Source organism: Enterobacter sp. R-1.6.2 (assembly GCF_035064085.1).
Taxonomy (GTDB): domain Bacteria; phylum Pseudomonadota; class Gammaproteobacteria; order Enterobacterales; family Enterobacteriaceae; genus Enterobacter; species Enterobacter asburiae_B.
On record NZ_JASEYI010000023.1, the window covers coordinates 25,011 to 50,673 of the forward strand.

The 25,663-nt window shown below is 53.6% G+C and carries 20 protein-coding genes; 10 read left to right on the forward strand and 10 right to left on the reverse strand.

Translation table 11 applies throughout. From position 1 onward, the window contains the following. The first annotated feature begins 33 nt into the window (after positions 1-33). Complete coding sequence (locus tag QMN93_RS20565; protein ID WP_193140175.1) at positions 34-2,076, forward strand: AsmA family protein; 2,043 nt, start codon at positions 34-36, stop codon at positions 2,074-2,076. A gap of 60 nt (positions 2,077-2,136) precedes the next feature. Here QMN93_RS20565 and QMN93_RS20570 read toward each other — a convergent pair whose 3' ends face one another. From QMN93_RS20570 to QMN93_RS20580, 3 genes are all read right to left on the reverse strand, one after another. Then, on the reverse strand, positions 2,137-3,459 hold the full coding sequence (locus tag QMN93_RS20570) for an MFS transporter (protein ID WP_023309582.1): 1,323 nt from the start codon (positions 3,457-3,459) through the stop codon (positions 2,137-2,139). Positions 3,460-3,719: 260 nt separating this feature from the next. After that, positions 3,720-4,745, reverse strand: coding sequence for an inner membrane protein YhjD (gene yhjD / locus QMN93_RS20575; RefSeq protein WP_038417846.1), 1,026 nt, complete (start codon positions 4,743-4,745; stop codon positions 3,720-3,722). A gap of 52 nt (positions 4,746-4,797) precedes the next feature. Beyond that, positions 4,798-5,697 carry a LysR family transcriptional regulator gene (locus QMN93_RS20580; RefSeq protein ID WP_033146867.1) on the reverse strand — a complete coding sequence of 300 codons (900 nt, stop codon included), beginning with the start codon at positions 5,695-5,697 and terminating at the stop codon, positions 4,798-4,800. A 119-nt stretch (positions 5,698-5,816) separates the two neighbouring features. On the opposite strand from QMN93_RS20580, the gene QMN93_RS20585 reads away from it, so the two are divergent. Continuing rightward, on the forward strand, positions 5,817-6,575 hold the full coding sequence (locus QMN93_RS20585) for an SDR family NAD(P)-dependent oxidoreductase (protein ID WP_069303399.1): 759 nt from the start codon (positions 5,817-5,819) through the stop codon (positions 6,573-6,575). A 267-nt stretch (positions 6,576-6,842) separates the two neighbouring features. Here QMN93_RS20585 and QMN93_RS20590 read toward each other — a convergent pair whose 3' ends face one another. Further along, on the reverse strand, positions 6,843-7,382 hold the full coding sequence (locus QMN93_RS20590; protein WP_069303398.1) for a GNAT family N-acetyltransferase: 540 nt from the start codon (positions 7,380-7,382) through the stop codon (positions 6,843-6,845). A gap of 148 nt (positions 7,383-7,530) precedes the next feature. Between QMN93_RS20590 and QMN93_RS20595 the strand changes: the two genes are divergently transcribed. Then, entirely contained in the window at positions 7,531-9,120 is a 1,590-nt protein-coding gene (locus QMN93_RS20595) for an STY4199 family HEPN domain-containing protein (RefSeq protein WP_032662140.1), read from the forward strand. A gap of 127 nt (positions 9,121-9,247) precedes the next feature. Here QMN93_RS20595 and QMN93_RS20600 read toward each other — a convergent pair whose 3' ends face one another. The 3 genes from QMN93_RS20600 to QMN93_RS20610 all read right to left on the reverse strand — a co-directional run bounded on the left by QMN93_RS20600 (position 9,248) and on the right by QMN93_RS20610 (position 13,346). Beyond that, the gene (locus tag QMN93_RS20600; protein WP_045355923.1) at positions 9,248-10,897 is read right to left on the reverse strand and encodes an alpha,alpha-trehalase; all 1,650 of its coding nucleotides are present in this window, start codon (positions 10,895-10,897) and stop codon (positions 9,248-9,250) included. 182 nt (positions 10,898-11,079) lie between these two features. Continuing rightward, positions 11,080-12,432 carry a glutathione-disulfide reductase gene (gorA, locus tag QMN93_RS20605; protein WP_033146863.1) on the reverse strand — a complete coding sequence of 451 codons (1,353 nt, stop codon included), beginning with the start codon at positions 12,430-12,432 and terminating at the stop codon, positions 11,080-11,082. Between the two features lie 71 nt (positions 12,433-12,503). Then, positions 12,504-13,346 (reverse strand): 23S rRNA (adenine(2030)-N(6))-methyltransferase RlmJ, encoded by an 843-nt coding sequence (locus QMN93_RS20610; RefSeq protein ID WP_032640380.1) that lies wholly within the window; start codon positions 13,344-13,346, stop codon positions 12,504-12,506. A 214-nt stretch (positions 13,347-13,560) separates the two neighbouring features. Here QMN93_RS20610 and prlC point away from each other — a divergent pair, with 214 nt between their 5' ends. Beyond that, the gene (gene prlC, locus QMN93_RS20615; RefSeq protein ID WP_064673676.1) at positions 13,561-15,603 is read left to right on the forward strand and encodes an oligopeptidase A; all 2,043 of its coding nucleotides are present in this window, start codon (positions 13,561-13,563) and stop codon (positions 15,601-15,603) included. Between the two features lie 7 nt (positions 15,604-15,610). Continuing rightward, positions 15,611-16,363, forward strand: coding sequence for a 16S rRNA (guanine(1516)-N(2))-methyltransferase RsmJ (gene rsmJ, locus QMN93_RS20620; protein WP_033146861.1), 753 nt, complete (start codon positions 15,611-15,613; stop codon positions 16,361-16,363). 96 nt (positions 16,364-16,459) lie between these two features. Here rsmJ and uspA read toward each other — a convergent pair whose 3' ends face one another. Then, the gene (gene uspA, locus QMN93_RS20625) at positions 16,460-16,897 is read right to left on the reverse strand and encodes a universal stress protein UspA (RefSeq protein ID WP_003861223.1); all 438 of its coding nucleotides are present in this window, start codon (positions 16,895-16,897) and stop codon (positions 16,460-16,462) included. A 282-nt stretch (positions 16,898-17,179) separates the two neighbouring features. Between uspA and uspB the strand changes: the two genes are divergently transcribed. Beyond that, positions 17,180-17,515 carry a universal stress protein UspB gene (gene uspB, locus QMN93_RS20630; RefSeq protein WP_003861224.1) on the forward strand — a complete coding sequence of 112 codons (336 nt, stop codon included), beginning with the start codon at positions 17,180-17,182 and terminating at the stop codon, positions 17,513-17,515. Positions 17,516-17,558: 43 nt separating this feature from the next. Here the strand turns inward: uspB and QMN93_RS20635 are convergent, their stop codons facing one another. Continuing rightward, positions 17,559-17,966 (reverse strand): hypothetical protein, encoded by a 408-nt coding sequence (locus QMN93_RS20635; RefSeq protein WP_167818752.1) that lies wholly within the window; start codon positions 17,964-17,966, stop codon positions 17,559-17,561. A gap of 186 nt (positions 17,967-18,152) precedes the next feature. Next, positions 18,153-19,652, reverse strand: a complete 1,500-nt coding sequence (pitA, locus tag QMN93_RS20640; protein WP_023309552.1) for an inorganic phosphate transporter PitA — start codon at positions 19,650-19,652, stop codon at positions 18,153-18,155. A 228-nt stretch (positions 19,653-19,880) separates the two neighbouring features. Between pitA and QMN93_RS20645 the strand changes: the two genes are divergently transcribed. From QMN93_RS20645 to QMN93_RS20660, 4 genes are all read left to right on the forward strand, one after another. Then, a complete protein-coding gene (locus QMN93_RS20645; protein ID WP_064673677.1) occupies positions 19,881-21,083 on the forward strand; it encodes an NAD(P)/FAD-dependent oxidoreductase in 1,203 nt (400 codons plus the stop codon). A 142-nt stretch (positions 21,084-21,225) separates the two neighbouring features. Next, positions 21,226-22,068, forward strand: coding sequence for a TnsA endonuclease N-terminal domain-containing protein (locus QMN93_RS20650; protein ID WP_020833813.1), 843 nt, complete (start codon positions 21,226-21,228; stop codon positions 22,066-22,068). Continuing rightward, a complete protein-coding gene (locus QMN93_RS20655) occupies positions 22,055-24,178 on the forward strand; it encodes a transposase (protein ID WP_000351431.1) in 2,124 nt (707 codons plus the stop codon). Before QMN93_RS20650 ends, QMN93_RS20655 begins: the two co-directional genes overlap by 14 nt. Beyond that, positions 24,178-25,626 (forward strand): ATP-binding protein, encoded by a 1,449-nt coding sequence (locus QMN93_RS20660; protein ID WP_001049182.1) that lies wholly within the window; start codon positions 24,178-24,180, stop codon positions 25,624-25,626. The genes QMN93_RS20655 and QMN93_RS20660 overlap by 1 nt, the downstream gene beginning before the upstream one ends. The last annotated feature ends 37 nt before the right edge of the window (positions 25,627-25,663 follow it).

The following is a 25,663-nucleotide window of genomic DNA, read 5'->3' on the forward strand; positions in this document are numbered from 1 at the left end:
TTACAGGACAGGTCATCAGGAAAGGGGATAAAAATGACGAGAACAACCAGGGTAATCTCCTGGACAGCAGGGATTTTCTTGTTGTTGATCGTGGTCGTCGCCATCATTATTGCGACGTTTGACTGGAACCGTCTCAAGCCGACCATCAACCAGAAAGTCTCAACCGAACTGAACCGCCCCTTCGCCATACGCGGCGATTTAGGGGTGGTATGGGAGCGTCAGAAAGAGGAGCCCGGCTGGCGCAGCTGGATCCCCTGGCCTCACGTCCATGCCGACGACATCATTCTCGGCAACCCGCCGGATATCCCGGACGTCACCATGATCCACCTGCCGCGCGTTGAAGCCACGCTGGCTCCGCTGGCGCTCCTCACCAAAACGGTTTATCTGCCGTGGATCAAACTTCAGCAGCCCGATGCGCGTCTGATCCGACTTTCAGAAAAAAACAACAACTGGACGTTTAACCTTGCCAGCGACAGCGAAAAAGATCCGAATGCCCGGCCTTCTTCCTGGTCATTCCGTCTCGACAATATTCTTTTCGATCGCGGACGGATCGCCATCGACGATAAGGTCAGCAAGGCGGATGTGGAGATCCTCGTCGATCCGCTGGGCAAACCGCTGCCGTTTAGCGAGGTCACGGGCACGAAAGCAAAAGGCGACGCGGCAAGCGTGGGCGACTATGTCTTCGGCCTGACGGCAAAAGGACGCTACAACGATCGGCCCCTCAGCGGTAAAGGGAAAATTGGCGGCATGCTGGCGCTGCGGAGCGAAGGCACGCCGTTCCCGGTGCAGGCGGACTTCCGTTCCGGTAACACCCGCGTGGCGTTCGTTGGCACGGTCAACGACCCGATGAATATGGGGGGCGTCGATCTTCAGCTTAAATTTGCCGGCGATTCGCTGGGCGAACTGTATGAACTGACCGGCGTGCTGCTGCCGGATACCCCGCCGTTTGAAACGGACGGGCATCTGGTTGCCAAAATCGATACCGAAAAATCGTCCGTTTTTGACTACCGGGACTTCAACGGCCGCATCGGCGACAGCGACATCCACGGCGCGCTGACCTACACCACCGGAAAACCGCGCCCGAAATTGGAAGGGGATGTTGAGTCCCGTCAGCTGCGTCTGGCCGATCTTGGTCCGCTGATTGGCGTGGACTCGGGTAAAGGTACCAGGTCGAAAGAGGTCAAAAAGGATGTTCAGCCTGCGGGCAAAGTGCTGCCATACGATCGTTTCGAAACAGACAAATGGAACGTGATGGATGCGGATGTGCGCTTCAAAGGCGGAAAAATTGAACATGGCAGTACGCTGCCGATCAGCAATCTTTCGACCCATATTCTCCTCAAAAATGCCGACCTGCGCCTGCAGCCGCTGAAGTTCGGCATGGCGGGCGGGACAATTTCCTCGAACATTCATCTGGAAGGCGATAAGAAGCCGATGCAGGGACGGGCGGAGATCCAGGCGCGTCGATTGAAGCTGAAAGAGCTTATGCCGAACGTAGAGCTGATGCAGAAAACCCTCGGTGAAATGAACGGTGATGCCGACATTCGCGGTGTGGGGAACTCGGTGGCGGCGCTGCTGGGCAGCGGCAATGGTAACCTGAAGCTGCTGATGAACGACGGGCTGGTGAGCCGAAACCTGATGGAGATCCTGGGGCTGAACGTCGGTAACTACGTCATCGGGCAAATCTTCGGTGATGACGAGGTGCGGGTGAACTGCGCGGCGGCCAATCTGGATCTGGTTAACGGCGTGGCGCGTCCGCAGATATTTGCCTTCGACACGGAAAACGCGGTGATTAACGTGACCGGGACCGCTAGCATGGCCTCGGAGCAGCTTGATTTGACGATTGACCCGGAAAGTAAGGGGATCCGCATCATCACCCTGCGCTCGCCGCTTTACGTGCGCGGAACCTTCAAAAACCCGCAGGCGGGCGTGAAGCCCGGACCGCTGATTGCGCGCGGTGCGGTGGCTGCGGCCCTGGCGACGCTGGTCACCCCGGCCGCAGCGCTGCTGGCGTTGATTTCGCCGTCAGAAGGCGAGGCGAATCAGTGCCGGACTATTTTGTCGCAGATGAAGAAGTAGCTCCCTTCCTCCCTCTCCCTGTGGGAGAGGGCCGGGATGAGGGCATCAGGCCGCAGTGAATTACAGAGCCTGGTGCTTCGTCTCGTGAGTCAGCAGCAGCGCAATCAGCGTCAGCGCCGCCATGGCCGCCAGATAGACGCCCACATAGAACAGACCATAGTTCGCCTGCAGCCAGGTGGCGATATACGGCGCAACGGACGCGCCCAGAATAGAGGCAACGTTGTAGGAGAACGACGCGCCGGTATAACGCACTTCCGTCGGGAACAGCTCAGGCAGCAGCGCGCCCATCGGGCCGAAGGTCAGCCCCATCAGGCTCAGGCCAATCAGCAGATAGGCCATCACCAGCGCCGGGCTACCTGAACCCAGCAGCGGCGGGAAGACGAATAGCGCGAACAGAATAATCAGCGTGGTGATCGTAATCATGCTCGCACGACGACCAAATTTATCCGCCAGCAGGCCCGCAATCGGTACCATCACGCCAAACCCGATCACCGCCATCATCAGCATCCACAGCACTTCGTTACGCGGCAGGCCCAGGCCAACCGGCGCGGCGGCGGTACTGAACGTCATGGAGTAGACGGTCATGATGTAGAACAGCGTATAGGTTGCCAGCATGATAAACGTGCCCAGCACGGTCACGCGGACGTGTTTGGTCAGCAGCGTACCCAGCGGCACTTTCACCTGCTTGTTCGCCGCGGCCACTTTCGCAAAAACTGGGGTCTCATGCAGCGAAACGCGCACATACAGGCCAATCAGCACCAGCACGGCTGAGAAGATAAACGGGAGACGCCAGCCCCAGCTCATGAACTGTTCATCCGTCAGCAGCCAGGAGAGCAGCAGAAACGTCCCGTTGGCAAAGAAGAAGCCAATTGGCGCGCCCAGCTGCGGGAATGAACCGTACAGCGCGCGCTTGCGCGCCGGAGCGTTCTCGGTGGCCAGCAGCGCCGCGCCGCCCCATTCACCGCCCAGCCCCAGACCCTGACCAAAACGCGCCAGCGCCAGCAGGACCGGCGCCAGAATGCCGATGGTTTCATAGGTCGGCAGCAGGCCGATGGCTACGGTGGAGATGCCCATCGTCAGCAGCGAGGCCACCAGGGTGACTTTTCGGCCAATGCGATCGCCAAAGTGTCCAAACAGCGCAGAGCCAATCGGACGCGCAACAAACGCGATGGCAAAGGTCGCCAGAGACTGCAGCGTGGCCGCCGTAGGATCGCCCTGCGGGAAGAAAATATGCGGGAAGACGATGACCGCGGCGGTGGCATAAATATAAAAGTCGAAGAACTCAATGGCGGTGCCAATCAGCGAGGCGACGACAACTTTATTGCGCGAGTTTACCGGAACGTTTTCCGTTCCTGAGTCGAGTGTGGTGGCTGTTGCTTGCATAATATTTTCTTATTTTTGTCGAACGAAAGGCCATATTACGCACAGCAAAAGCGACATTTCAATCTGTAACAAAGCCGCGCGCTGGTGATAAAAGCAACAAAAAGCGGATAATTTTCAGGCCAGCGAAAACACGTCTATGAAATGCTTCACAGATTTTAAATATCAGTCAATTAAACTGGTTTTTGGTTAAATAAAAGTTACGGACTGGATTTATATGCTGAAATGATGAATCGGGCTGAAATTTCAGCCCGAGAGCGGGGCTAGCGGTGCGTTTTACCGGGCATTCGCGTGTCGCCTTTGTACTCGGCGGTGGCAATCCATGCCGCGCAGAACAGGGTCAGGCGCGCGAAAAAGTAGAAGAAGGCCATCAGTCCCAGCACCGAGCCAAACGCCGCGCCGGAAGGGGATTTCACCAGCGACGGCAGCGTATAGGTCATCACGATTTTGATCACCTCAAAGCCGATCGCCGCAATCAACGTGCCGCGGATCAGCGCCTTCTTGCGCGGACGATGGCGGGGCAAGCGCCAGAAGATCCAGAAGAACAGCAGGTAGTTGGCGAAGATGGAAATGGCCAGCCCAATGCCGCGCCAGGCGGGCTTGAGCCATTCGATGTAATCAAGATACAGCGCGGAGATGATCATCTGCTGCGCCGAGCCCGCCACGGAGGTAATGGAAAGCGTCACGATCAGCGCGACGAGCAGGCCAATCAGCGAAACAAAATCGCGGAGATACTTCACCCAGATTTTCTCCTGGTCCTGCGGCTTACGCTCCCAGACGTCGCGCGACTGGGCGCGAATGGCCTCGCGCAGGTTGCCCATCCAGTTAACGCCGGAGTAAAGGGCAATCAGCAAACCGACGATGCCGACGGTGGTACGCTGCTGAACGGCGGTATTGATGGTGCTCTTGAGCGTGCTGGCAAGAGTCGGGTCACTGACGTTATTCAGGATCTTACTGAAGATATCCTGCAGCAGCGTCGGGTGCGACGCGAGCACAAAACCGGCCGCTGCAAACGACACCATCAGGATCGGGATCATCGACAGGAAGGAAAAATAGGTGATGGCGGCACCAAACTGGTTCCCCATGCGGTCATTAAAGCGCTCGGTCGCGCGTATCAGATGCGCAACCATGGGAAACTGCTGAATTCTCGCGGCGATGCCGGTGACGGTCCCCAGCGCTTTGCTGGCGGTGCCTGGCGTTTTGGCCTCTTCGGGCCCGGTTTCCATCTTTTTGACGGGCTCATACTCTAAATGTTGGGTGGGTCGTTGCGGGTTGTTTTCCGGCGTCACGCGCATTTTCCTTTTCGTTGAGCTGGATGTGTTTTTGAATTATAGCTTGCGGCTAGTCCACGTAAGCTTTTGTGAGTTCGGTAAGCCACTCCATGAACAGATGGACCCGGCGGGAGAGGTTGCGACGGTGAGGGTAAATCAGGGAGACAGGCATCGCTTCGGCCCGGTATTGCGGGAGGATCTCAATCAGTTTCTTCGCGCGCAGTAAATCGCGCACCCCAACCCGCGGAACCTGAATAATGCCCAGCCCGGCGAGACAGGCAGCCTGGTAAGTTTCCGTGCTGTTAACGGTTAACACCCCGCCCGTTTTTATCCACTGCGTCGTACTGCCATTATAAAACTCAAAGCCCTGCGGGCGGGTTCCCAGCATTGCGGCGTAGTGGATCACGGCGTGCGAGCCTAAATCGTCGAGCGTTTCCGGGTAGCCAAATCGCGCCAGATAATCCGGGCTGGCGCAGTTAATCACCGACAGCTTGCCCAGCGGACGGGCAATCAGCCCTGAATCCTTCAATGTGCCGACGCGTACCACGCAATCAAACCCTTCGCGGATCACATCCACCAGACGATCGCTGCTGCTGAGCTCGAGTTCAATGCCCGGATAGTGCTGCAGAAAAGCAGGCAGTTTGGGGATGACTAAATTTCGAGCAACTCCGACGGGCATATCCACGCGGAGCCGACCGCTGATGCTGGAGGGATCGTGCTGAAACATACCGTCGAGTTCATCAAGGTTTGCCAGCAGATCTTTTGCCCGTTCGTAATAGACCATGCCGTCCTGCGTCAGGCTGACGCGTCGCGTGGTGCGGTGCAATAGCTGGGTGCCAAGCCGGTTTTCCAGGGCCTGAATTTGCCGCGAGACGCTGCCTTTCGGCAGGGTTAATGTTTCGGCCGCGCGGGAAAAACTCTCCAGTTCCGCGACGCGGACGAACAACTGCATTGCGTGAATTTTATCCATAGAGGAAGCTCATTGTTGTTTCTGGTGAAACAGTGAAGCGTTTTAACCCATCTTTATTGATTTTCTATCACCTAATAAGCTCTTTCTCAATCTCCTTAACAGCCAAAACGAGGTTTATGATGAGTGAACGTATCGCATTAGTGACGGGTGGTAGCCGTGGTCTGGGTAAAAACGCTGCGTTAAAGCTGGCGGCAGACGGAACGGGAATTGTCCTGACATACAACCGTAGCCAGCAGGAAGCGCTGGATGTTGTGCATGAAATTCAGGAAAAAGGCGTCAACGCAGCGGCATTACAGCTCAACGTCGGGGATATCACGGGTTTTGAGCATTTTGCCCGACAGCTTCAGGAAACCCTTAAGACCGTCTGGCAGCGCGAAACCTTTGACTATTTATTGAACAATGCCGGAACGGGTTTATATGCGCCCTATGCTGACACGACGGAAGCCCAGTTTGATGAAGCGCTGAACATTCATTTCAAAGGACCTTTCTTCCTGACCCAGCGCCTGCTGCCGCTGCTTAACGACGGGGGACGTATCCTCAACGTCTCCAGCGGGCTGGCCCGTTTTACCCAGCCGGGCTCTGGGACCTACGCGGCCATGAAGGGAGCGATGGAAGTGCTGACGCGTTATCAGGCGAAAGAGCTGGGCGCGCGCGGAATTTCCGTCAATATCATTGCGCCGGGCGCGATTGAAACCGACTTTGGCGGCGGACGCGTGCGCGACAACGCGGAGCTGAATCAGCTTCTGGCCTCGCAGACGGCGCTGGGCCGGGTGGGGCTGCCGGACGATATTGGCGATGCCATTGCGGCACTGCTCAGCGATAAATTGGGCTGGATGAATGCGCAACGTATTGAAGTATCAGGCGGTATGTTCCTGTGATACACGGGCTTAAGGGGAAGGAACCCCTTAATGAAACCTTTAGTATGGATGTGTCTGCATACTGACAGTGATAAAGAACGCAGGCAGCCATAGCCGATAACCCCTTTTCATCACGATATTTCTCAAGAGAAGGACCCTGATGATTATTTATTAACGCAATGGCGGCAGAAAATATTTTCAGCGAATGACGTTTGATATTCGTTTCCTCTTAATAGCGACACTGAAGAGGAAACGACGTCCGGGAAATATCTGCTAAAAAGCGGTTGGTCAGGAATTATTATTCAGGTATTCCTGCTGTAATAAACCAAATAGCCAGTCATTTTGCCAGCGCCCCGCAAGGTAATAGCTCTCGCGTAATTCACCTTCCAGACGAAAGCGGGCTTTTTCCAGCAGGCGTCTTGACGCAACATTTCCCGCGGTGACGGTGGCGGTGAGTCGCCGTATACCGCCCTGATCAAAAGCGTAATCGCAAAGCGCTTTCAGGGATTCAAAGCCGTAACCTTTCCCCTGCGCCTCGGGTGCGAAAAGGAAGCCCACTTCGGCGCAGTCTTCCTCCCGATGAATATACCCGGTAACGCCCAGCGGGGCCTGTGAGGCGGTGTCACGTACGACGAGACAAAGCCAGTGCGCGCTGCCCGGTGCCCATGGGGTCAGGCGCGAATCAAACGCCTCGCGGATCGCCGCGACGGGGCGGCCTTCCGCCACAAAGCGCATCACGTCCGGGTGCTGCTGTAGCGCCAGAAAAAAGGGCCAGTCTTGCTCCTGCAGGGGCGAACAGGTCAGGCGAGAGGTAATTAAAACCGGCATTCAGATTCTCCTGAAACATTTTAAATCATTTTAGGGTTGTCACTTTATTTCAACAGAAAGTCAGGTATGGTTAACCGCGTATAAATAAAAAGAATAAAGGGCGTTTCGTGCCCATTCCGGATGTCTTCGTTGTCGCTTAAGGAAAACAATGACTCTCAGCACATCACATCATATTCGCGAACAGTTTGAACACTGTCTGGCGGTCATTCGCCATGCGTCGGTGGAAATTTTACTCCTTCTGAATGTACATGCTTCTGAGGGAAAAGATCCACGCTGGTTTCTGGAACAACTCGACAGCGCGCGATTAGCTCTGGGCGGCTGGGGAGCCGTTGCGAAAAAACTCAACCTCAATGATGCCGAGATGTCGGAATTTACGCTCCAGCTGCGCCTGCTGCAGCAGCGCGTTCCGCAGTATGAAAGCGGACAGGATGTGAGTGAAAACCAGCTTATTGCGGCGATGCGGTTTGTGACCGCGCTGGAACATCTTCGCCTGCAGCAGCCGCTGTTGACCTACAGCACCGACCTGGCACCGGGAAGCGAACTCCAGCAGCAGCAGGCGCACAAGCAGGTACGCGCGATTGAGCTGATGATTAAAGGACTCATCCAGCAGGCCTGGCCCGATCAGGTGCGGCTGAACAACCATCTTAAGACCCTGTTTAACGCTGACCGCGTGCGGCGCTGGCTGAAGCTTGGCGAGATCAACGATGTCCTCAGCGGCATGATGTTCAGTGAACTGGCGCAGATGCTGGTGGATAAAAAAGAGTTCAGCCGCTATTACGCTTCGCTGTTCAGCGACCCGTCCATGCTGACGCTGCTGGTTGAACCGCGCAAAACGCTGCAAACCTTCCTCGATGACATCCGGCAAATCCGCAACAGCATCACCGTTCAGAAAACGTTAAGCTCGGCGCAAATTCAGCTGCTGGATAACTACTACGCGCAGATCGCGCGGCCCGTTCAGCGCGCGTTTGAAGAGGGGAGAACGCGCGTCAATCCGGCCGGATTCATGGCGGTAGATGCCAGCGAATTGCATACCTTCTGGGAAAAGGCGCAGAAAATGGATCGGGTCACCGGTGGGGATCTGTTTGAAGTCCGTGACACCATTGAAAAGCCGACCCAGCGCGCGCCGCGTACGCCAGAACAACGCGAGCAGCTCATTTCCGGTGCGCTATGGGGGGCGGTTGGCGTCATGGTGATTGCTATCGTGGCGGGTGGCTTCTGGCTGGTGACCAGCAGCAAACCGCAGCCTGCAACCGCCAGCGCGGCTGAAGCGGCCCCTCCGCAGGAAATGCGCGAGACGCCTTCCTCGCGCGAAACGCTCACGCGCATGGGGGTCACCTGGGACGAGAATAATTTCCGCTCGGCCATTAACCGCAACGATACCCGAGTGACCCTGCTATTTTTGCAGGGCGGTATGGACTGGAAGCTGTCCTGGACCGAAGAGGCGATGTCGGCAGGCTATGACGATGTGCTGGAGCTGATGCTACGCTACCGCCAGAACATGGTGGAAGAGAAGCCGTGTCGTCGCTTCATCAACACGCTCAGCCACGCCATGTCGAACGGCGAGTCTCTGACCTCGGTTCGTAAAGAGTATCTCAAAGCGTTCTGCACCGTACCTGCCGTGGTGAAACGCCAGCAGCACGATCTCGACATGGCCACACGCCGCGCGCAGTCGCAGCCGGATGCCACCACGAAAAAATGGCAGTCCATTCAGACTGCCATTTATGAAGTGATTCGCTAAAATTTTTCCCCTCACCCCAGCCCTCTCCCCATAGGGGCGAGGGAGATGAAGAGCGCACCGTGCAGTCCCCTCTCCCCTCTGGGGAGAGGGTTAGGGTGAGGGGTGAGGGCACCAGACCGCACCCCGCTTAAGGCTCCCCATACAACCCAATCAGCCGCCGCACCACGCCGTTCGTCCAGCCAAAACCGTCCTGCAGCGGATACTCACCCCCGCCACCTTCGCGCGGCGTGCTGCTGGCGATGTGGTACTTCTCAATCAGCTTGTGATGCGTCTTATAAAAATGGTTCACCGTATGCAGCCAGCTCCAGGCGATCTCATCGCCCAGCGAGTCGTTGCCGTACTGCTTGAACCCCTGAATCGCCATCCACTGCAGCGGCGCCCAGCCGTTGGGTTTATCCCACTGCTCGCCGGTTTCGTATTCGGTCGCCAGAATTCCGCCCGGGGTCAGCAGCCGCGATTTGACCGCATCCGACAAACGTTCTGCCTGCTCGTGCGTCGCCATTCCAACGTACAGCGGCACAATGCTGGCGGCAGAAAACAGCGCCAGCTCTTCGCGTCGCCAGTCGTAATCTCGGTAGCAGCCGCTCTCCTCGTCCCACAGATAGCGGTTCACCGCCGCGCGGCGATCGTTGGCTTTCTGGCGGAACGCCTCTGCCGTCTCTTTATCCCCTTTCGACGCCGAGATGTTGGCGATAGCGCTTTCCAGCTTGAACAGGAAGGCGTTCAGATCGATGGGAATAAACTGCGTCGTGCGGATGCTGGCGAGCCGCGACGGATCGCGCAGCCAGCGGGACGAATAATCCCAGCCGGACGCCGCCCCCGCGCGCAGATCGCGGTAAACCTCATTGGGCGGACGACCCGAGTGGCGCGCGGTTTCCACGTCCTCAATCCACGATTCGTCGCGCGGGGTATCACGGTCGTCCCAGTAGCGGTTGAGCAGTGAACCGTCCGGCATACGCACGGCGCTGCGGTAAGCCTGGTTAAGCAGCAGCGACTCCGCGCCGTCCATCCAGAAGGCGTATTCCATTTTGAGGTGATCCAGATAGCGTTTCGCACCGCGCACGCCGTCCTCCTCGAACAGCTCTACCATCAGGGCAAAGACCGGCGGCTGTGAGCGGCTGAGGTAATAGGTGCGGTTGCCGTTGGGGATATGGCCGTAGCGTTCAATCAGCCAGGCGAAGTTGTCCGCCATACATTTGAGCAGATCGTTACGGCCGCTCTCCGCCAGCCCCAGCATGGAGAAATAGGAATCCCAGTAGTAGGTCTCGCTGAATCGCCCGCCGGGGACGATATAGGCCTGCGGCAGGGCCAGCAGGGAAGACCAGGGAATATGATCCTGCGGCTCGCGCGTCAGCACCGGCCACAGGTTATCAATATGCTCTTTCAGGGAGAGTCCCGGGTCGGAGACATATTCTGTGCCGTACGTTTCTGGCATCCAGAAGTGGTTCTCCACAAACTGGCGCAGGTCGAAATCCCGGTGGCGTCTGACCTTGCGGTAGCGGATCAGGATATCCAGCGGATCCATCTTCGGCGCGCAGTCGGGGAAGGTTTTACTGTCCGCAAACAGCCGCGTCGACTGCACATGCTCGAACAGTTCAAGATAGCGGTCTGCGGGCGTCAACGCATCGGAGGCGGGTAGCCCCTCGATCATTTCGGGTTCCGGCTCCGCCTCAATCATTTCATCCAGTTTCAACTCGCAGGGATCGGTCTCGTAGCGCAGCTCTTCTGCAATCTCGAACTCGATGTTCTCGGTAGCCTGTAGTTTCTGGTTGAACATGGTGATAGGGACCTCCGGTTGTGTGTTCAAAAGACAGGTTTATCCGGGCGTCTTATAAGCGTAGACATTCGCTTCGGTAGGTGGGGAGGGATATGTGCGGTAGATCACTATTTTCGGAGCATTCGTTTTGCAACGATTTATGAATGTTAAAAAAAATGCCCCTCCGGAGAGGGGCATCAGGATTAACGCATGGTCACAAACTCTTCCGCGGCCGTCGGGTGGATTGCCACGGTGTTGTCGAAGTCTTTCTTGGTTGCGCCCATCTTCAGCGCCACGGCGAAGCCCTGCAGGATCTCGTCCATGCCGAAACCGATGCCGTGGATGCCGACAATCTTCTCTTCCGGACCTACGCAGACCAGCTTCATGCGGCACGGCTGACGGTGTGAGGTGACGGCGGTGTACATGGCGGTAAACGCCGATTTATACACTTTGACCTGGTCGTCGCCATACTGTTCGCGCGCCTGCGGCTCGGTTAAGCCGACGGTGCCGATTGGCGGGTGGCTGAAGACCACGGTCGGGATGTTGCTGTAGTCCAGATGCTCGTCCGGCTTGTTGTTGAACAGGCGCTCGGAGAGACGACGACCCGCCGCAACGGCGACAGGCGTCAGCTCAACCGCGCCGGTGTTATCGCCGACCGCATAAATGCCTGGTACGCTGGTGTTCTGGAATTTATCGACGACGATATAGCCTTTTTCGTCGGTTTTCACGCCCGTCACGCCCAGGTTGAAGTTATCGTTCGCAGGTTCACGGCCAATCGCCCAGATCAGGCAATCGACGGTCTGGCTGCGGCCATCTTCCAGCTCAAGCGTCAGGCTACCATCCGCGTTTTTCACCACCGCTTTTGGCACGGCGTTGGTGTGCAGGGTCGGGCCTTCGGTGTTCATCACTTCAACCAGCGTATCGACAATCAGCGGGTCAAAGCTGCGCAGCGGCGCGTGTTTACGTACGAACAGGTGCGCTTCCGCGCCCAGGCCATTAATCACGCCAGCCAGTTCCACCGCAATGTATCCCGCGCCAACAACGGCAACGCGTTTTGGCAGGGCAGGCAGCTCGAAGAAACCGTCGGAATCAATGCCGTATTCCACGCCCGGGATGTTCGGGTGGCTTGGACGACCGCCGGTGGCGATCAGGATGTGATCGGCGGTGATCGTCTCGCCGTTCACTTCGATCGTTTTCGCGTCCACAAAGCGGGCGAAACCGTGGATAACATCGACGTTATTTTTACCCAGCACGTTGTCGTACGAGGTGTGAATACGGTCGATGTAGGCGGTACGGCTGGCGATCAGTTTGTCCCAGTCGAAGCGGTTGATGGTGGTGTCAAAGCCGTAGTCCGGGCCATACATATGGATAGCTTCACGGATCTGCGCCGCATGCCACATCACTTTCTTCGGTACACAACCCACGTTCACGCAGGTGCCGCCCAGCGCTTTGGCTTCAATCAGCGCGCACTTCTGGCCGTACATGGCCGCACGGTTGATGGAGGCGATGCCGCCGCTGCCGCCGCCGATTGCGATGTAGTCATAATGCTTAGTCATTGCTTTTGTCCTTAATCGTGAATTGCCGCGATTGTATACCTGAAATCAATAGTTTCCACCGATGACTGCGATTACTCCGGCACGATCCAACTGACGGTGGCGTGGCCTGTACCGGCGGGCACCAGCGTTTTATGCAGCCACGGCAGCACGTTGTTCATCTGCGCTTCGAGCTTCCACGGCGGGTTGATCACAATCATGCCGGAGGCGGTCATGCCGCGCTGATCGCTGTCAGGGCGTACCGCCAGCTCGATCTGCAGGATCTTGCGGATGCCGGTCGCTTCCAGGTCTTTGATCATGCGTTTGATCTGCGCGCGCAGCACCACCGGGTACCACAGGGCATAGGTGCCGGTAGCAAAGCGTTTGTAACCTTCGTGGATGCCGGTTACCACAGCCTGATAGTCGGTTTTGATTTCGTACGGCGGGTCGATCAGCACCAGGCCGCGACGGGAAACCGGCGGCAGTTTGGCCTTCAGCTGCTGGTAACCGTCGGCTTTTTCCACGCGGGCGCGGCTGTCTTTCTGGAATTCAGAACGCAGCAGCGGGAAGTCGCTCGGATGCAGTTCGGTCAGCTGGAGGCTGTCCTGCTCGCGCAGCAGCTGGCGTGCAATCAGCGGTGAGCCAGGGTAGTAGCGCAGCTGGCCGTTGCGGTTGAAGTGATTCACCACGCCGATGTAAGGCTCCAGCTCGGCAGGCAGGTCGTCCTGCTGCCAGATGCGGGCAATCCCTTCCAGATATTCACCGGTACGCTCGGCATGCTCGCCGCTCAGCTGATAACGGCCCGCGCCCGCGTGCGTGTCCAGATAGAGAAACGGCTTCTCTTTCTCTTTGAGCGATTCGATGATCAGGCTCTGAACGGTGTGTTTAAGGACGTCGGCGTGGTTGCCTGCGTGGAAGCTGTGGCGATAACTGAGCATGGATGAATGTGTTCCAGGTAGTAAACGTAGGCCCGATAAGCGTAACGCCATCGGGCAAAAATAGAGCGTATCGCCACAGTATACAGAAAAGTTTCCACCGCCGCGAAAGCGCAACGTCCGGCATTGAAATCCTCTACACTTAACCCCATTCTAGATCCCATATGCACAGCGCCGGATGCGCGCTTCATTCACCTATTTCAACAGGACAGCGTTTATGACCAATCCATTACTGACGCCTTTTTCGTTGCCGCCGTTTTCTAAAATCCTCCCTGAGCATGTGGTTCCAGCCGTTACGCAATCGCTGGACAACTGCCGCGCGGCGGTAGAAAGCGTGGTAGCGCAGGGCGCGCCGTACACCTGGGAAAATCTGTGTCAGCCGCTGGCCGAAGTGGACGACGTGCTGGGGCGTATCTTCTCCCCGGTGAGCCACCTGAACTCGGTAAAAAACAGCCCGGAACTGCGCGAAGCCTACGAACAGACCCTGCCGCTGCTCTCTGAGTACAGCACCTGGGTCGGGCAGCACGAAGGGCTGTACAAAGCCTACCGCGACCTGCGCGACGGCGACCACTATGCCGAACTGAACACGGCGCAGAAAAAATCGGTCGATAACGCCCTGCGTGATTTTGAGCTGTCCGGGATTGGCCTGCCAAAAGAGAAACAAACCCGCTACGGTGAAATCGCCGCGCGCCTGTCCGAGCTGGGTAACCAGTACAGCAACAACGTGCTCGACGCCACCATGGGTTGGACGAAGCTGATTACCGACGAAGCGGAACTGGCCGGTATGCCGGAAAGCGCGCTGGCGGCGGCAAAAGCCCAGGCTGAAGCGAAAGAGCAGGAAGGCTTCCTGTTGACGCTGGATATCCCGAGCTATCTGCCGGTGATGACCTACTGCGACAACCAGGCCCTGCGCGAAGAGATGTACCGCGCGTACAGCACCCGCGCCTCCGATCAGGGGCCGAATGCCGGTAAGTGGGACAACAGCCCGGTAATGGCGGAAATCCTCGCCCTGCGTCACGAGCTGGCGCAGCTGCTGGGCTTCGAAAACTACGCCGATAAATCCCTCGCCACCAAAATGGCGGAGAACCCGCAGCAGGTGCTCGACTTCCTGACCGATCTGGCGAAACGCGCCCGTCCGCAGGGTGAGAAAGAGCTGGCCCAGCTGCGCGCCTTCGCGAAAGCCGAGTTCGGCGTGGACGAGCTGCAGCCGTGGGATATCGCGTACTACAGCGAAAAACAGAAGCAGCACCTCTACAGCATCAGCGACGAGCAGCTGCGCCCGTACTTCCCGGAAAACAAAGCCGTTAACGGCCTGTTCGAAGTGGTAAAGCGCATCTATGGCATCACCGCCAAAGAGCGTACCGATATCGACGTCTGGCACCCGGACGTGCGCTTCTTCGAGCTGTATGACGAGAAAAACGAGCTGCGCGGCAGCTTCTACCTCGATCTCTACGCGCGTGAGAACAAGCGCGGCGGGGCGTGGATGGACGACTGCGTGGGCCAGATGCGTAAAGCCGACGGTTCCCTGCAAAAACCGGTCGCCTATCTGACCTGTAACTTCAACCGTCCGGTAAGCGGCAAACCGGCGCTGTTCACCCACGACGAAGTGATCACCCTTTTCCACGAGTTCGGTCACGGTCTGCACCACATGCTGACCCGCATCGAAACCGCAGGCGTAGCCGGTATCAGCGGCGTGCCGTGGGATGCGGTCGAGCTGCCAAGCCAGTTTATGGAAAACTGGTGCTGGGAGCCGGACGCGCTGGCGTTTATCTCCGGTCACTATGAGACCGGCGAACCGCTGCCGAAGGAGCTGCTGGATAAAATGCTGGCGGCGAAAAACTACCAGGCGGCGATGTTCATTCTGCGCCAGCTGGAGTTCGGCCTGTTCGATTTCCGCCTGCACGCCGAGTTTAGCCCGGAGCAGGGCGCGAAAATCCTTGAGACCCTGGCCGAGATTAAAAAGCAGGTTGCCGTTATTCCAGGGCCAACCTGGGGCCGCTTCCCGCACGCCTTCAGCCATATCTTCGCCGGCGGCTACGCGGCGGGCTACTACAGCTACCTGTGGGCCGACGTGCTGGCGGCAGATGCCTTCTCCCGCTTCGAAGAGGAGGGGATCTTCAACCGCGAAACCGGCCAGTCGTTCCTCGATAACATCCTGACCCGCGGCGGTTCTGAAGAGCCAATGGTGCTGTTCAAACGCTTCCGCGGCCGCGAGCCGCAGCTGGATGCGATGCTTGAGCATTACGGGATCAAAGGCTGATTGTTACGTGAAGATCTGCTTAGTAGATGAAACAGGCGCCGGAGACGGCGCCTTATCTGTTCTGGCGGCCCGCTGGGGGCTGGAGCACGATGAAGAAAACCTGATGGCGCTGGTGATGACGCCGGAACATCTCGAATTACGCAAGCGCGACGAACCGAAGCTCGGCGGGATTTTCGTCGATTTTGTCGGCGGCGCGATGGCGCACCGGCGCAAGTTCGGCGGCGGTCGCGGCGAAGCGGTGGCCAAAGCGGTCGGCATTAAAGGGAGCTACCTTCCGGACGTGGTCGATGCCACGGCGGGGCTGGGGCGCGATGCGTTTGTGCTGGCGTCCGTCGGCTGCCGCGTGCGGATGCTGGAGCGTAATCCGGTCGTCGCTGCGCTGCTCGACGACGGGCTGGCGCGAGGCTACGCGGACCCGGAAATCGGCCCCTGGCTGCAGGATCGTTTGCAGCTGATCCACGCCTCCAGCCTGACGGCATTAACGGACATCACCCCGCGCCCGCAGGTGGTCTATCTCGACCCTATGTTCCCGCATAAGCAGAAAAGCGCGCTGGTGAAGAAAGAGATGCGGGTGTTTCAGTCGCTGGTGGGACCGGATTTGGATGCCGATGGCCTGCTGGAGCCGGCTCGTCAGCTTGCCACGAAGCGGGTGGTGGTAAAGCGCCCGGACTATGCGCCGCCGCTGGCGGACGTTGCGACCACTAACGCGGTGACCACCAAAGGGCACCGGTTTGATATTTATCCGGGTACGCCGGAATAAAAAAGCCGGGTGGCGGCTTCGCCTTACCCGGCCTGTGTCCTCGATCTATCCCCTCTCCCTTTGGGAGAGGGTTAGGGTGAGGGGAGTTTAACGCACTTACTCGTCTTCTTCGTCACGCAGTGGAACAATCAGCATATCCACGTGAACGGTGTTAATCAGCTGGCGCGCTGAAGACATCAGCTTGCTCCAGAAGTCCTGATGGTGACCGCAAACCACCAGGTCCATATCGTATTTCTTGATCGCATCAACCAGCACCTGGCCCAGGTCGCCGCTGCCGCTCAGGGTTTCGGTAATCGGATAGCCCGCGTTGGTGGAGAGTTCGCTCAGGGCATGGTGAGTCTCTTCGGAGATGCGTTTCTGCATATCGCCAAGATTCACGTCGATCAGACCGGTGTAGAGGTCGGAGTAATTCACGTCAACGTGAATCAGCGAAACTTTCGCGTTGTAGGGACGTGCCATGGATACCGCTTTATCAACCAGCACTTTGCTCTCCGGAGAGAGGTCAACCGCGATGAGAATGTGTTTGTAAGCCATAGTGTTACTCCTTCCTTAAGTTATCGATGACTAAGTGAGAATGCCGTCGTCTGATACTTTCATTACGGCCCAGTTAAACATATTTTTCAAGCTTTGGTGTTGATAACGATTAACCTTGTGGCAAAAAAATTAACGGATCTCCTACACTGTTAAATGAGCCGTTCGGATATTAAAACGCGAACCGGATCGATTTTGGTCATTCTTTCACTGAACTGTCTGTCAGGGCATTGGGGTGCGGTAGCTCAGGAGCCTTGCTTCGTGGGCGGACGCCGGGGAGGATGTATGATTAGCACCGTCGCATTGTTTTGGGCGTTATGCGTGGTTTGCATAGTGAATATGGCGCGCTACTTCTCATCGTTACGTGCGCTGTTAGTGGTACTTCGTGGTTGCGATCCGTTGCTTTATCAGTATGTGGACGGTGGAGGGTTCTTCACCTCGCATGGACAGCCCAGCAAGCAGATGCGTCTGGTGGGGTACATCTACTACCAGCGCTACCGCGATCATCACGATGAAGAGTTTATTCGTCGCTGCGAGCGCCTGCGTCGTCAGTTCATTTTGACCAGCGCCCTGTGCGGGCTGGTCGTAGTCAGTATGATTGCATTGATGATTTGGCACTGAGCGCCACAACAGGCGGGGTCAGCCCCGCCTTCTTTCCTCTGGCTCACGGCTTAACTGAGAACCGGAGATCGGAGATATTGCTCTCAATCGAAATAACTTTCCCGCTATAGGTGATTTTGACTTCTCCGTTTGTATCAAGGCTGGCCGCGGTAATCGTACCTGTACCTTCAATGACGGGATTCTTCATGGCCAACTGATGGATAATGTCGATATCTTTCCCTGCTATCTCCCCTGAGAGATAGTAACGGTAGATTGTGGGCACGGTTGCACCGCCCTGATTGTTCACGGTCATATAGAGCCAGACGCTATCGGATAATTTATAAACGCGCTGTAGTTCATCGTTATTTCGCGGATTAGGCTGGTGGTTTAACCAGAAAAACCCAATGACCAGAGTCAGAAGCGAAAGCGTCACAAGGGAGTGAATCCATTTAGTAGCCGTTTTGAATGGCATAGTCTATTCCGTCATGGGTGTTGTTTGGACTGAGAACATTCGCGAGGATAATAGTTATTTGTGCAGTAAAAATCTGAACAGATAGTGTTCAGATTGTCCTGATTACAGCACTGGGTTGAGTAAAAACAACAGCCATAAAAAAAGCGGGTCAGTTTCCTGACCCGCTTATTTGTCGCCTTCAACCGATTAAATCAGCTTCAGCGAAATCCAGTACAAACCGCCAGACAGCAGGATGGACGCCGGAAGGGTGAACACCCAGGCCATCAGAATGTTGGTCACGGTTTTGCGCTGCAGACCGCCACCGTCAACAATCATGGTACCTGCCACGGACGAAGAGAGTACGTGGGTGGTGGATACCGGCATACCGGTGTAGCTCGCCAGACCGATAGACACTGCCGCCGTCATCTGCGCGGACATACCCTGCGCATAGGTCATGCCTTTCTTACCGATCTTCTCGCCGATGGTGGTCGCCACACGACGCCAGCCAATCATCGTACCGATACCAAGCGCCAGCGCGACGGCCATGATGATCCAGATTGGCGCGTACTCAATGGTGTTGAGCATATCGCTTTTCAGTTTCTTCAGCAGACGTTTGTCGTCACCATTCACCTCTGGCAGCTTCGCGACTTTATCGGTCACATCAGAGATACAGAGCATGATACGACGAAGCTGACCACGCTGTTCTACAGCCAGTTTGTCGTAGCTTTCGATATCGCCCAGCATGCCTTTCGCACGTTCCAGCGCGTTAATCGCGTTTGCCGGATGGCAGTGGAACTCGCCAGGCGCGGTGGTTGCACCGGCTTCCGGAGAAGGGATCAATTGATCAACGCCGGTCGCTTTTTTCAGCAGGTCAGGATGCTGCTGGAAATAGGTTTCAACGTTGTTGACCGCATCGCGGGTACGGGTGATTTCATAACCCGAGGCGTTCATGTTCACCACGAAGCCTGCCGGTGCGACGCCGATCAGAACCAGCATCACCAGACCAATGCCTTTCTGCCCGTCGTTCGCGCCGTGAGAGAAGGCCACGCCGATAGCAGAAATGATCAGGGCGATACGCGTCCAGAACGGCGGCTTTTTCTTGCCGTCTTTCTTCTCACGCTCTGCTGGCGTCAGGTGGATACGCGCACGTTTTTTCGTGTTACTCCAGTAGCGACGCAGGATGAAAATCAATCCCCCCGCGACTACCAGACCCACGATAGGGGAGATGATCAGGGAGCCGAAAATGCCCAATACTTTAGGCAGGTTCAGCGCATCAACAACCGATGTCCCGGTCATCAGGGCGTTGGTTAACCCGATACCGATAATCGCGCCGATGAGGGTGTGAGAACTGGATGCAGGCAGGCCAAAATACCAGGTACCGAGGTTCCAGATAATTGCAGCAAGCAGCATTGAGAACACCATAGCGAGGCCATGGCCAGAACTAACGTTAAGCAGCAGATCCGTTGGCAGCATATGCACGATGGCATACGCAACGCTCAGCCCGCCCAGGAGAACACCAAAAAAGTTAAATACCGCCGCCATAACAACCGCAAGCTGCGATCGCATTGCGCGAGTGTAGATAACCGTCGCTACTGCGTTTGCAGTGTCGTGGAAGCCGTTGATCGCTTCGTAAAACAGTACAAAAACCAGAGCAAGCAATAATAAAAGCCCGGTATGTAAATCCAGGCCGGCAAACAAATGTAGCATAGGACGTTACGCCATTTTGAGGACATGAACGCGGCGCATTATCCAGGACAAATGCGCGGCGGGCAAAGTGAAATATAGACTTTTTTTGACATACCACCTGATTTGAGAAAAGCACTAGAAAGGATATTCTTTAAATTTCAATGAAATGGCTTTGTAATATCTTTTTACGCTGGTGTGACCACAGAGGAAACTTTACAATCCGCGGCAGTTAACAAAGAGGGTTTTGACGTGGAAAGGTTTGATGCCGTGGTAATTGGCGCCGGTGCGGCGGGTATGTTTTGTGCGGCAATGGCCGGACAGGCGGGTCGTCGCGTGCTGCTGCTGGATAACGGTAAAAAGCCCGGCCGTAAGATCCTGATGTCCGGCGGCGGGCGCTGCAACTTTACTAATCTGTATGTTGAACCCGCGGCCTATTTGAGCCAAAACCGTCATTTTTGTAAATCTGCGCTGGCGCGCTACACCCAATGGGATTTTATCGACCTTGTGGGTAAGCACGGTATCGCGTGGCATGAAAAGACGCTGGGGCAGCTGTTCTGCGACGACTCCGCGCAGCAGATTGTCGATATGCTGGTGGCCGAGTGCGAGAAGGGCGGCGTCGTCATGCGCCTGCGCACGGAAGTGCTGGAGGTCGCGCGCGACGACCAGGGCTATACGCTGCAGCTGAACGGTGAAACCGTCAATGCAGATAGCCTGGTGATCGCCAGCGGTGGCCTGTCTATGCCGGGGCTGGGCGCCTCCCCGTTCGGCTATAAGATTGCCGAACAGTTTGGCCTGAAAGTCTTGCCTACGCGCGCCGGGCTGGTGCCATTTACGCTGCATAAACCGCTTCTGGAACAGCTTCAGACGCTGTCTGGCGTGTCCGTTCCCTCCGTCATTACCGCCGAAGACGGGACGGTGTTCCGCGAAAATCTGCTCTTTACCCATCGCGGCCTCTCCGGCCCGGCGGTACTGCAAATCTCCAGCTACTGGCAGCCGGGGGAGTTTGTCACGGTTAACCTGCTTCCCGATTGCGATCTCGACGCGTTCCTTAACGAGCAGCGTACCGCGCACCCGAATCAAAGCCTGAAAAACACCCTGGCAATGCAGCTGCCAAAACGTCTGGTGGAATGTTTGCAGGCGCTGGGGCAGATCCCGGACGTGTCGCTCAAGCAGCTTAACAGCCGCGAGCAGGAAACGCTGGTCGAGACCCTGACAAACTGGCGCGTGCAGCCAAACGGCACCGAAGGCTACCGCACCGCAGAGGTCACGCTGGGTGGCGTCGATACGAATGAGCTCTCGTCCCGCACCATGGAAGCGCGCAACGTGCCGGGGCTCTATTTTATTGGCGAAGTGATGGATGTGACCGGCTGGCTCGGCGGGTACAACTTCCAGTGGGCATGGGCAAGTGCCTGGGCGTGCGCTCAGGCGCTGGCAGATGTCCGAAGACAATAAAGTTGTACACAAAGCACTAAAGTTGTAACCATTCTCAAAAAACGACGCTAATGTTGTATACTTACTGAATGTGTGGTTATAGGGTTGGAGACTATAAAATGCACATATAGGTACGTATCAATGTCGTTTTTTGGGTACGATCATGGGTAGGGGTAGGCGTCTCAAATCCTATTTGGATTATGAAAATGCGCTAGGTGACGGCATAGGAGTGGGCTATGGCCAAAGTTATCAGCCCTGGCTTAGAGCTCAGGACGTTAAATCCCGTGGAAACCGTTCGATAGTCTTTGGCCTTAAGACGTTTCGAAACCATCATCTCCTTTCTTCTGTCGAAAGTAACTTTTTCTATCTGGCTGAGTTTAATGACTCGGTGATTGATATCCGGGAACAATTCCCACTCTTTCCTCTCCGGCTTACCCAACAAATAGCAAATCATCTACATTTTCAACATCCTATGGTGAGGGGAGTAAGAGGAGTACCTGTCGAAGTTCTGAATGTTATGACAACCGATTTTTTACTGACCTTGAGAACTCCTGAAGGCGGACTTCGATACAAAGCTGTAGCAGTAAAACAAAACGAGAGCATACCTGAACGCGAAGCCCAAAAACTTGAAATAGAGAGGATGTTTTGGCAGTTGATTGATGTTGAGTTTCAAATTTATGTTGGCTCGGAACTCAATAACGTCGTCGGTAAAAATATTTGTTGGGTTACTTCTGTATTAAGAGATGGTTCTGTATTTTATGATAAATATCCTCTTGATAAAATCCTATGGAAGCTTAAACCAGATGTTTATCCCATAGTGGGACTACGTGCAATGATTTCATCAATCATTGGGGTAGATGCACAAGAAGCGATGATGTTATTGCAGGCAATGATTGGATTAAAAATGATAAAAATTGATTTATCATATCCAATACTCGAAACCGGTCTGATAAAGATAATATCCAATGGCCACTATATAGGACTGAACGCAAATGGATATTATTAGAAATTCAGTCTGGCTCTCTCAAGGCACTGATTTGCTTGCAGAGGGGCTTTATCGTGTTTTGGATTTTGACAAAAAGGTTGATTTGTTAATTTTGTTTAAAATAAAATCAGAAAGAACGGGTAAGCCAATTCCTTTCTCATTTTCATTGTTTAAATATTATATTGAATCAAATAGCATAACTTGTAAAGATTATATATACCCTTCATATATGTTAGTAGATGAGAAAGAAATAACAGATGAAGACAGGGGAAGGCGAGATGAAAATTACAATATCATTAAAGATCTTGTAGATGACAGAATGTTTCTGTTCGACTATGCATTACATAAAAAGTCTCACCTTTTAATGGACTACTCCAGAAATAAAAAAATATCACAATATACTATCAGAACGCTTCTGGCGTTGTACTGGCGACATGGGCAGGATGTTTATGCATTACTACCCGCATTCTCGAACTGTGGTGCCGCTGGGAAAAGTAGAATCAAACATGAAATTAAACTTGGGAATTCCAAGAAAAACAGAGCATTACCTAATGAACGTTCACGTGTTTTCATTCTTAATGAAAGAGATATAAATAATATTAGAAAATCTCTCATTATGTATCATTATAAAGTTAACGGAGATACGATAAAGAAAACATTAGAGAGACATATTGATTTGTATTTTAGGGATGAAATTAAAACAGCGAACTTAGAAAATAGAGCTCCATATGTTCCTTCTTTAAAACAATTTTCATACTGGAATAAAAAACTCTTCACTAAAGATTTCTCGATAAAGAAGAAGAACACGAAAAAAGAAATAGACCTCAAAATGCGGGCGCTTTTAGGTAGTGCGGCTAATACAACTGTTTTACCGGGTGATGTTTTCGAAATAGACTCAACTGTCGCTGATGTACATCTTATTTCGAGTTTAAACAGACGAAAAGTCATTGGGCGCCCAACTATTTATACAGTGGTGGATCGCGCAACAAGAATGATTGTTGGCCTTCATGTTTCTTTATACCATGCTTCATGGCGAGCTGCCCGACAAGCGTTAGCAAATTGCTTTATGCCAAAAAAAGAATATTGTAGATTATTTGGAATCTCTATTACTAATGATGATTGGCCTTGTTCTCATATTCCATTAACATTGATGTGTGACAACGGGGAGATGATTGGTCTTAAACCTCAGGAAAAGATGACCCCCCTGACAAAACTTGAGTTTGCGCCAGTCGGTAGAGGCGACAGAAAAAGCATTGTTGAACGCTGTTTCGGTATTCTAAATGATGAAGTTATTCATAGGCTTATTGGAACAACACGAAGGGGTAAGATTGTTAAAGGAGAGCCAACACCGCAATCCAGGGCTTGTTTAACGATTCAGGAGGTCACGTCTTTACTGATTCGGGAGATACTTGCACATAATCAGAGAACATATGAAGAACTGGCTTATATCAATCCCTTACTGATTGAAAATGATCTCGTAATATCACCAAAAAATAGTTGGATGATAAGCTTAAAGCACGGGAGATTCAGCGCAAGAGCCGTTGGGGCCGACGAAGTGATCGCACGATTGTTGATCCCTGTGAACGCTAACATTACCGCCGGTGGGATTCAGTACAATAATCTTTTTTATGAATGTGATCCAGACATTGCATCAGGTGCCAGAGTATTTGGAAGAACCACTTGTGAAGCAAGAATAGATGACAATTGCGTAGATTATATATATGTAAGATTTGACAAAAATAGCATTTTCAAAAAGCATTACCTGCTTAAGAAAAGAGATATATTTAAAGGTAAAGCTCATCTTGATACAGATGTAATGGCTGATTGGGTAGATACTCAAAAAGAAATTAATTTATTTACTCTGGATTCACTCAGCAATATCAATAATAAAGATGATTTTAACAAGAAAGGTAACGAAAGATTAAATGAAATATACGAATCTCGACGGGTACATGGTAAAGATATTAAAAAGAACAGGAAAAATGAACTTGATTCATTAGGGCGAACTGATGTTGCTAATGGAAGACCTGAACCCCTACTTCCGTCATCCAGTAAGGTTCTGCTTTTGCCTGGCCGGGAGGAGAAACAAAGATGGTTAAAAGGTAAGAAGAAGACTGAGGACGCAGAATAATGAACCTTATACGGAGCGTTTCAGCGATATATAAAGAACAGGAGTTACCTGAGTATCGTGGCAACCCCTTAATTGAAGCACTTCCTGAAGCGCTTACGGAAGATGAAGTACTTCTGGAAATGAGTTATTTTCCCGAAATTGACGAAAAAATCCGCTGGACTGCCCCGGCGAATGTTAGAGAGCAGTATGTCGAACGTATAAAGAAATTCCGTTGCCCTCAAACCAATCTTATCCAGGCTTATAAAATGATTTTACGGGCACTTAGGGAAAGCTATGCAGCCCGTAATCCTTTAAAAAGCGGAACTATTCAATATCTTCATTACTATGGGACTGAGCGTCCTGATATTGAACCCGAAAGTGGATATTTTAAATCCCAGGCTGAAACCATTACGATAGTTGGAATGAGTGGTTCTGGAAAAACTACCATGATCGAGCAAGTCATGGATCATTTCCCTCAGATTATAGAACACAGCAGCTATAAAGGAGTTTTTCCCGGCTTCAGTAAGCAAATCGTATGGGTAAAGATTAATTGTCCATACAACTCAAGTGTGAGAGACCTTTGTGAAGAGATTTTACAAAAATTAGATGATGCAATTGGTATTGAACGAACTACACCAGAGATTAGAAATGGTGCTCTGGCTCGCCAGATTGCGCAAAGAATAAAATCATCATTTTTAGGTATCCTTGTTATTGATGAAATGCAGAGGCTAAAATTTTCAAGAACTGGAGGTGAGAGTAAGTTGATTGATTTTTTACATGAAATTGTAGATTCGATGGGGGTATCTATGGTTTTTTGTGGAAATCATCCTTTTGACGAGACTCTGACAAAGAAAATGAGAATTGCCAGGCGGGCAGAGTCTGGTGGTTATATGAAAATTTCAAATGTCAGATACGACTCACAAGACTGGCAATCGTTTATTCATTATTTATGGCCATTACAATGGACAAATGTTGAAACACCATTAAATGATGAGTTAAACGAAAAATTATTCATTTTATCTAAAGGCAACATTGGATTGGCTCAGATGATTTATCGGGGGGCACAATTAAAGGTTATCGGTAGCGGTAATGAAATCATAACTGGTGCAGTCTTGTCGGCCTCTGTACCGGTACTCGTAAGCCATACGGAGGAATATAAGGATACTTTACTCCCGGGGGCAGCGACTGAAGACGAGGAAGCCAAATGGCTCTCTGCATCTAATGAAAGTGATGCTTCGGCTAAGTTCATGTCAGAGAAGCCCTTAAAAGCTTTGATCCCTGGAGATATAGACAGGCCACAGCACAAGGAATTCGTAAGAAAAATAGACGAGGTTATGCGCAATTTCGACGAGAAAATACTGTCTCTTGACCATGATCTTGTTATCACCAGAACAGCTGAAAAGAAAAATACCTACGATGCTCTTCAGCGTTGCGGGCTTATAAATACAGATCCACTTAATAAATTGTAATGAGGTCATCAGTTCGTAACGGTCAAAGAGAGGTGGG

What these genes read in the sequence shown, in the direction of transcription:
- QMN93_RS20565 (WP_193140175.1), top strand. Translation starts at nt 34, where the DNA reads ATGACGAGAACAACCAGGGTAATCTCCTGGACAGCAGGGATTTTCTTG.
- QMN93_RS20570 (WP_023309582.1), bottom strand. Translation starts at nt 3,459, where the DNA reads ATGCAAGCAACAGCCACCACACTCGACTCAGGAACGGAAAACGTTCCG.
- QMN93_RS20580 (WP_033146867.1), bottom strand. Translation starts at nt 5,697, where the DNA reads ATGGATAAAATTCACGCAATGCAGTTGTTCGTCCGCGTCGCGGAACTG.
- QMN93_RS20585 (WP_069303399.1), top strand. Translation starts at nt 5,817, where the DNA reads ATGAGTGAACGTATCGCATTAGTGACGGGTGGTAGCCGTGGTCTGGGT.
- QMN93_RS20590 (WP_069303398.1), bottom strand. Translation starts at nt 7,382, where the DNA reads ATGCCGGTTTTAATTACCTCTCGCCTGACCTGTTCGCCCCTGCAGGAG.
- QMN93_RS20595 (WP_032662140.1), top strand. Translation starts at nt 7,531, where the DNA reads ATGACTCTCAGCACATCACATCATATTCGCGAACAGTTTGAACACTGT.
- QMN93_RS20600 (WP_045355923.1), bottom strand. Translation starts at nt 10,897, where the DNA reads ATGTTCAACCAGAAACTACAGGCTACCGAGAACATCGAGTTCGAGATT.
- gorA (WP_033146863.1), bottom strand. Translation starts at nt 12,432, where the DNA reads ATGACTAAGCATTATGACTACATCGCAATCGGCGGCGGCAGCGGCGGC.
- QMN93_RS20610 (WP_032640380.1), bottom strand. Translation starts at nt 13,346, where the DNA reads ATGCTCAGTTATCGCCACAGCTTCCACGCAGGCAACCACGCCGACGTC.
- prlC (WP_064673676.1), top strand. Translation starts at nt 13,561, where the DNA reads ATGACCAATCCATTACTGACGCCTTTTTCGTTGCCGCCGTTTTCTAAA.
- uspA (WP_003861223.1), bottom strand. Translation starts at nt 16,897, where the DNA reads ATGGCTTACAAACACATTCTCATCGCGGTTGACCTCTCTCCGGAGAGC.
- uspB (WP_003861224.1), top strand. Translation starts at nt 17,180, where the DNA reads ATGATTAGCACCGTCGCATTGTTTTGGGCGTTATGCGTGGTTTGCATA.
- QMN93_RS20635 (WP_167818752.1), bottom strand. Translation starts at nt 17,966, where the DNA reads ATGCCATTCAAAACGGCTACTAAATGGATTCACTCCCTTGTGACGCTT.
- pitA (WP_023309552.1), bottom strand. Translation starts at nt 19,652, where the DNA reads ATGCTACATTTGTTTGCCGGCCTGGATTTACATACCGGGCTTTTATTA.
- QMN93_RS20650 (WP_020833813.1), top strand. Translation starts at nt 21,226, where the DNA reads ATGGGTAGGGGTAGGCGTCTCAAATCCTATTTGGATTATGAAAATGCG.
- QMN93_RS20655 (WP_000351431.1), top strand. Translation starts at nt 22,055, where the DNA reads ATGGATATTATTAGAAATTCAGTCTGGCTCTCTCAAGGCACTGATTTG.
- QMN93_RS20660 (WP_001049182.1), top strand. Translation starts at nt 24,178, where the DNA reads ATGAACCTTATACGGAGCGTTTCAGCGATATATAAAGAACAGGAGTTA.